The organism is Stenotrophomonas maltophilia group sp. Smal13 (assembly GCF_030236855.1).
Lineage (GTDB): Bacteria > Pseudomonadota > Gammaproteobacteria > Xanthomonadales > Xanthomonadaceae > Stenotrophomonas > Stenotrophomonas maltophilia_A.
Genome location: NZ_JASJSQ010000043.1, coordinates 35,680 through 41,679 on the forward strand (window position 1 = coordinate 35,680; position 6,000 = coordinate 41,679).

Consider the following 6,000-nt stretch of genomic DNA (forward strand, 5'->3'; position numbering starts at 1 on the left):
ACTGGGGCGGCGCTACCATCGGTGTTCTTGAACCGATGGATGCCCGCGCATGCGCACGATCGCTGTGTTGATTCCCGCCCTGTTGCTGGCGGCCTGTTCGCAGCCGGCACCGCCGGCCGAGCCTGCGGTGGACGCACCGCCGCCGATGGAGGCCAGTGTTGCGGCGACGCCTGCGGCTGAACCGGCGAAGGCTGCTGCCGAGCCGGCCGGCGCCGCACCGACGGATGCGCCCGCGGAAGACGCGCGTGCACGCATTGAGACGCTGCTCGGCGACGCCGCGCAGTACGAGAAGGTGTTCAACGCGTTCAAGACCGCGGTGGTCGGTGGTGATCGCGCTGCGGTGGTGGAAGAGGTGCGCTTCCCGCTGAATATCGCTAACGGAAGGAAGATCACCGGCCCCGGTGAGTTCCAGCGCAACTACGAGAAGATCATCACCCCGGCGGTGGTCAAGGCGGTGTCCGAACAGGACTTCGGCAAGGTCTTCGTCAATCAGCAGGGTGTGATGATCGGCGATGGCCAGGTATGGTTGAACGGGCAGTGCCTGGACCAGGCCTGCACGAAGACCGAGGTGAAGGTCATCACCATTCAATGAACGCAGACGGCCCCGCGTGCGGGGCCGTTGCGGGAAAACGTGCCGGCCAGCGGCCGGCACTACCATCCTGTCAGGTTTTCGGGGTGAGCTTCAGCAGGCGCGCCTTGTTGCCGTCTTCCAGCAGCCACAGCGCGCCATCCGGGCCCTGTTCCACTTCGCGGATGCGCTCGCCCATGTTGAAGCGTTCGGCTTCGCGCGCGCTGTCACCATCGAAGGCCACGCGCACCAGCGAGGTGGAGGACAGGCCACCGATGAAGCCGCTGCCCTTCCACTGCGGGAACAGGGTGCCGCTGTAGATCACGAAGCCGGCCGGCGAGATCACCGGCGTCCAGGTCACCTTCGGGGCGGCGAATTCCGGCCGGGTATCGTGGTCGGGAATCGGGCGGCCGTCGTAGTGGTTGCCGTTGGAGACGATCGGGTAGCCGTAGTTGGCGCCGCGCACGATCAGGTTCAGTTCGTCGCCGCCGGCTGGGCCCATCTCGTGCGCCCACAGCTTGCCGTTGGCGTCGAAGGCCATGCCGAGGATGTTGCGGTGGCCCAGCGACCACACCTGCGCGGCCACGCCGCCCTGCGAGGCGAACGGGTTGTCGGCGGGCAGGCTGCCGTCGTCGTTGAGGCGGATGATCTTGCCGAGATTGCCGCCCATGTCCTGGGCCGGATCGAACTTCTGGCGCTCGCTGGAGCTGATCCACAGCTTGCCGTCCGGGCCGAAGACGAGGCGGTGGCCGTAGTGGCCCTCACCACTGACCTTGGGGCTCTGCCGCCAGATCACCTTCAGGTCCTTCAGCTCACCGCCACCCTTGGCATCCAGCGCCAGCGTGGCGCGTGCGACGGCAGCGCCACGGGTGTCCAGCGTGCCTTCCTCGGCATAGCTGAGATAGATCACGTGGTTGCTTGCGAACTGCGGGTGCAGGATCACGTCACCGAAACCACCCTGGCCACCGTAGGCGACCTTCGGAACGCCGGTGATCTCGTGTTTCTGGCCGCTGGCCAGGTCCAGATGCTGCAGCTTGCCGCGCTTTTCGGTGACCAGCAGGCTGCCATCGGGCAGGAAGGTCATTGCCCACGGCTGGTCGAAACGACTGATTTCGGATGCGGTGAACGGTCGCTGGTCGGCAGCGTCTGTGCTGGCAGCGGCAGCTTTCTGCCCACTGGCATCGGGGCCGGCGGCACTGCAGGCCGTGGTGGCGAGGATCGGCAACAGGCCGAGGACGAGCAGCAGGGGCGTGCGGGTCATGGGTATCTCCAGCGGAAGGGGATGCGGATGGCCAGGCTCTCCCTTGTATACCACCGGGGCGGTGACGGTCCTGGCCCGAAGGTCCTGTTTCCCCCTGTGCGGCGGCGGCGGGATCGTCTAGGGTGGGTTCGCCCGGGCAAAGCATGCCCGCCTGACTGCAAGGAACCGCAATGAACGCACCGATCATCCATCGACCCTCGCCGGCCTTCATTGCCGCCTCCTGGGTGGCCCTGCTGCTCGGCGCGGTGGCCTACCTGATAGGCCTGTTCAATGCGGAGATGCCGCTGAACGAGAAGGGCTACTACCTCACCCTGCTCCTGTTTGGCCTGTTCGCAGCGGTGTCGCTGCAGAAGAGCGTGCGCGACCGTGTCGAGGGCATTCCGGTGAGTGGCCTGTACTACGCGCTGTGCTGGTTCGCATTGCTGTCTGCGCTGTTGTTGCTGCTGGTTGGCCTGTGGAACGCCACCCTGGTGCTGAGCGAGAAGGGCTTCTACGGCATGGCCTTCGCGCTGTCGCTGTTCGGTGCGGTGGCGGTGCAGAAGAACACCCGCGACCTGATCGCCGCCGGTGGCGGCGAGAGCAAGCGCAGCACGATCGTGCCGCCGCTGCCGGAACAGGAATGATGCAGCAACGGTAGCGCCGGGCCATGCCCGGCGTTGCCGCATATCGGGTCCGTCAGGGGCCGCGTGCCAGGCGCGGTTCCACCTGCTGCGCTTCCTCCCAGCCACGGCGAACGGCACTGCGTGCCTGCGCCCAGTCCAGGCGGCTGCGGCCGCGTTCACAGGCCCAGCGTGATTCCAGTTCGCCTTCCACTTCCTCGTAGGCGCGGATCATGTCCCGCGCACGTGCGGCGTGGCCGATGCGGTAGGCCGGCTCGTAGTCCTCAAAGAACAGCTGGTCGTCGTAGTACGGCTCGGCCGTGTAGCGTTCGCGCCAGTAGTTACTGACCGCATCGCGCGGTGTGCTGTCGTCCGGTACGCGGCCGGGAATCTGGTACTCGGTCATGGAAGGGCTCCGTTGTGGACGAAACCTGATCGTGCCTGCGAGGCGGTTAACGGCCCGGTCCGGCAGCGTGATCGCCAGATCAATCCGCCGGGCATGGCCCGGCGCTCCGCTCACCCGGCGTCGGCATCCTTGCGCGGCAGCTTGTAGATCACCGCGCCGATGGCAAACGCGACCAGTGCAGCGGCAATGTTCTGCCAGCTCGCACTGGCGAACAGGGCAACACATAGCAGCAGCGCCAATACCGGAATCAGTGGGCCGCCCGGCAGCTTCAACGCACCAGGGCGATCGGCATAGCGCTTGGCCAGCACCAGTACTGCAGCGGCAGTACCGATGTAGGCGAACAGGCGCGTGGTCATCGACAGCAGCGCCAGCTGCACGAACGAACCGGACAGCGCCAGGCCGAGTGCGATCAGGCCCTGGCACAGGATCGATGCGGCCGGCGTATGGAAGCGCGGATGCACCTGCGCCAGGATCTTCGGCCCGTAGCCATCGCGCGCCAGCGCGAACAGGAAGCGCGGGCCCATCATCATCGTGTTGCTGTTGGTGCCGAGGATGGAAATGGTCGCGCCCACGGTCAGGATCAGCGCGAGTGCCTCACCACCGAAGCCTGCGGCGGCGTCGGCCAGCGGCGTGGCCGAACTGGACAGCCCGGCCAGCGTGCCCTGCGCCACCACCTGCACCGCTCCATAGATGACGGTGACGGTGATGATCATGGTGATCAGCGCGAACGGAATATCGCGGCGCGGATTGCGGTACTCGCCCGCAGCTGCCGGGATGTTCTCGAAGCCGGCGTAGGCGTACAGCAGCAGCAAGGCGGCTTCGCCCATGCGCTGCAGGTCATGCGGGTCAGGGCGCTGGCCGGAGAAGGCCAGCTGCGGATCGATGTAGAACGCACCGATGGCCACGAACAGCAGCAGCGGCAGCATCTTGCCGATCACCAGCACCACGCCGGTGCGCGCGGCCGAGCGCACGCCGATGATGTTGACGCCGGTGAGGAAGCCCAGCGACACCACGATCACCGCGATGCGGCCCATGCCGGCGCCGGCCCACGGCCAGAAGCGCGCGACCGCATCGGCCAGTGCATTGCTCAATGCGGCCGCCGAGCTGATGCGGGTCAACCAGATCATCCAGCCGATCTCGAACCCGGCGAATCGCCCGAACGCCTCACGGGCATACAGGTAGCTGCCACCGGGTTCATCGAAGTAGCTGGCGGCCTGCGCGTAGCACAGCACCAGCAGGGCAACGACGATGCCGGCGGCGACCACGCCCCACAGGCTGAAGGGGCCGAGCAGGGCGACGGTGGCGGCCGGCAGCAGGTAGATGCCGCTGCCGATCACATCGTTGATCGACAGGCCGACGATCTGCCAGCGGCTGACCGCGCGCTGCAGCTGCGGTTCGTCCTGCGCGCTCAACGGGCGTCTCCGCTCAGTGCGGGCAGCTGCCACTGGGCCTGCAGGCGCGTGTACTCGGCGCGCGGCAGCAGCACGAAGCGCGGCGTATCCTGCGGGCGCAACCAGTCCAGCAGCGCCTGCATGCGTGGCTGCGGCATGGCGGTGCAGCCAGCCGTGGCCTCACCGGGCGCGCGCCACAGATGGGCGAAGATGCAGCTGCCCTTGCCGGGCTGGTTGTCCGGGTTGTGGGCAATCACGAAGCCTTCCTGGTAGCGCACGTCGCCCTGGTTGTGAAGGTCCAGCCGCATCGGCTCGGTGGAGCCCTTGACCGCGGCGCTGCCGACCTTCCTCGCATCGACGATGCGGTTGTAGAACGGTGAACCGGGCACATCCATGCAGTAGCTGCTTTCAAGCATGGGCTGGTAGGCCATCGCGGTGCCGGGGCGGGTGATGGCATAGCCGAAGGCGCTGCCGAGCGCGAACACGCCGGCCGGGCTGCGGCCATCGCCTTCCTGTTTCTGCGGGCCGTCGGCCTGTACCGGATGCAGGCCCAGCCCCCAGGCGCTGCCGGTACGGCCGAGCGCCACCGGGAACGCCTGCCCATGCGCATGCCAGCCGTTGCCATCGCGCACATAGGCCTGCAGTTGCCCCTCGGTGCTGTCCCAGCTTTCGCTGGTGACCACGATCAGCTGGCGCGCGCCATCCAGCGGCGCGGCGTGGGCGGACATCGCTGCAGAAAGCAGCACGGCAATGGTGGCAAGGCGGACCAGCGATTTCATCAACGTGCGCTCCGGTCAGGAATCCAGCAGGTGGTCGATCCGCTCCAGGTTCACCGCCAGTTGCTGCTGGCGATCCGGATTGGCGTGGCAGAGCAGCACGAACAGGAAATCGAGCAGCGCGTGCATGGCGCTACGGTACAGCAGCTGCGCGACCTGCGGCGTGCGGTCGTGCGCACACACCACCAGTGTTGCATCAGCATGCGCGCGCAGCGGGTTGGCGGTGTGGCGGGTGATGGAAATCACCTTGCCACCCATGTCCTGGAACTGGCGCGACAACTGCGAAAGCTGGGGCAGGTTGCCGAACTCGGAGAACATCAACAGCACGTCACCCGGGCGTGCCGCCGACAGGTTGGCCAGCATCAGGATCGGGTCGGTATGCGGCACCACCAGCAGCCCGAGCAGGGACAGCCGCATGGCGAACTCACGCGCGTACAGGCCGTCATCACCCAGGCCGTACACGAACAGCTTCGGCGCGCCGTCGATCAGCTGCACGATGCGCTCGATTTCCTCGCGTGGATTGGCCTGGCGGGTTTCCTCTTCGGCTTGTGCCTTGCTGCGGCGCAGGGCGTCGCCCAACCGCAGGTAGTCATCGCCGCTGTCGGGTTCGCTGGGCGCCTGTTGCGGGTCGGCACCCGCGCGGGCCACGTCCTGGCCGATCGAATACTTCAGGTCCGGGTAGCCCTTGAAGCCGAGCTTCTGGCTGAACTTCACCACGCTGGACTGGCTGATGCCGAGCGCGCGGGCCAGCTGCTGGGACGAGTAGTCGCGCAGCAGGTGGGCGTTGTCGAGGATGAAGTCGGCGATGCGACGCTCGATGGCCGACATCTGCCCGCGCTCGGAGCGGATCTTCAGCAGGGGCGGCATGCGGGGAGTCCGGGTGTCTGCAAAGGCGTTGCGGTTGGTCGCTGAGAGCGTGTCATGGGGTGAGTCGGGCGGGTGGGGCTTGCAGGGGACGCCGTGAATCCGTCCATGGAGGCTTGGCCGCGCGTGCTCGTT

The 6,000-nt window shown here is 67.1% G+C and carries 7 protein-coding genes; 2 read left to right on the top strand and 5 right to left on the bottom strand.

All coding sequences use genetic code 11. The features are described from left to right. Positions 1–49 precede the first annotated feature (49 nt). Complete coding sequence (locus tag QRO95_RS14920; protein ID WP_164079969.1) at positions 50–592, top strand: hypothetical protein; 543 nt, start codon at positions 50–52, stop codon at positions 590–592. A gap of 70 nt (positions 593–662) precedes the next feature. Here the strand turns inward: QRO95_RS14920 and QRO95_RS14925 are convergent, their stop codons facing one another. Further along, positions 663–1,829 carry a PQQ-dependent sugar dehydrogenase gene (locus QRO95_RS14925; RefSeq protein WP_285302898.1) on the bottom strand — a complete coding sequence of 389 codons (1,167 nt, stop codon included), beginning with the start codon at positions 1,827–1,829 and terminating at the stop codon, positions 663–665. A gap of 170 nt (positions 1,830–1,999) precedes the next feature. Between QRO95_RS14925 and yiaA the strand changes: the two genes are divergently transcribed. Further along, positions 2,000–2,452 carry an inner membrane protein YiaA gene (gene yiaA / locus QRO95_RS14930; RefSeq protein ID WP_285302899.1) on the top strand — a complete coding sequence of 151 codons (453 nt, stop codon included), beginning with the start codon at positions 2,000–2,002 and terminating at the stop codon, positions 2,450–2,452. Between the two features lie 52 nt (positions 2,453–2,504). Here the strand turns inward: yiaA and QRO95_RS14935 are convergent, their stop codons facing one another. The 4 genes from QRO95_RS14935 to QRO95_RS14950 all read right to left on the bottom strand — a co-directional run bounded on the left by QRO95_RS14935 (position 2,505) and on the right by QRO95_RS14950 (position 5,868). After that, positions 2,505–2,834 carry a hypothetical protein gene (locus tag QRO95_RS14935; protein ID WP_285302900.1) on the bottom strand — a complete coding sequence of 110 codons (330 nt, stop codon included), beginning with the start codon at positions 2,832–2,834 and terminating at the stop codon, positions 2,505–2,507. Positions 2,835–2,944: 110 nt separating this feature from the next. Next, positions 2,945–4,246: an APC family permease gene (locus QRO95_RS14940; protein WP_043400011.1), complete on the bottom strand. Its 1,302-nt coding sequence runs from the start codon at positions 4,244–4,246 to the stop codon at positions 2,945–2,947. Beyond that, complete coding sequence (locus QRO95_RS14945; protein WP_164079971.1) at positions 4,243–5,004, bottom strand: L,D-transpeptidase; 762 nt, start codon at positions 5,002–5,004, stop codon at positions 4,243–4,245. The genes QRO95_RS14940 and QRO95_RS14945 overlap by 4 nt, the downstream gene beginning before the upstream one ends. Positions 5,005–5,019: 15 nt before the next feature. Next, complete coding sequence (locus tag QRO95_RS14950) at positions 5,020–5,868, bottom strand: MurR/RpiR family transcriptional regulator (protein ID WP_285302901.1); 849 nt, start codon at positions 5,866–5,868, stop codon at positions 5,020–5,022. Positions 5,869–6,000: the final 132 nt, after the last annotated feature.

Excerpts from the sequence above, each read along its gene's own strand:
- QRO95_RS14920 (WP_164079969.1), top strand. The coding sequence starts at position 50 with ATGCGCACGATCGCTGTGTTGATTCCCGCCCTGTTGCTGGCGGCCTGT.
- QRO95_RS14925 (WP_285302898.1), bottom strand. The coding sequence starts at position 1,829 with ATGACCCGCACGCCCCTGCTGCTCGTCCTCGGCCTGTTGCCGATCCTC.
- yiaA (WP_285302899.1), top strand. The coding sequence starts at position 2,000 with ATGAACGCACCGATCATCCATCGACCCTCGCCGGCCTTCATTGCCGCC.
- QRO95_RS14935 (WP_285302900.1), bottom strand. The coding sequence starts at position 2,834 with ATGACCGAGTACCAGATTCCCGGCCGCGTACCGGACGACAGCACACCG.
- QRO95_RS14945 (WP_164079971.1), bottom strand. The coding sequence starts at position 5,004 with ATGAAATCGCTGGTCCGCCTTGCCACCATTGCCGTGCTGCTTTCTGCA.
- QRO95_RS14950 (WP_285302901.1), bottom strand. The coding sequence starts at position 5,868 with ATGCCGCCCCTGCTGAAGATCCGCTCCGAGCGCGGGCAGATGTCGGCC.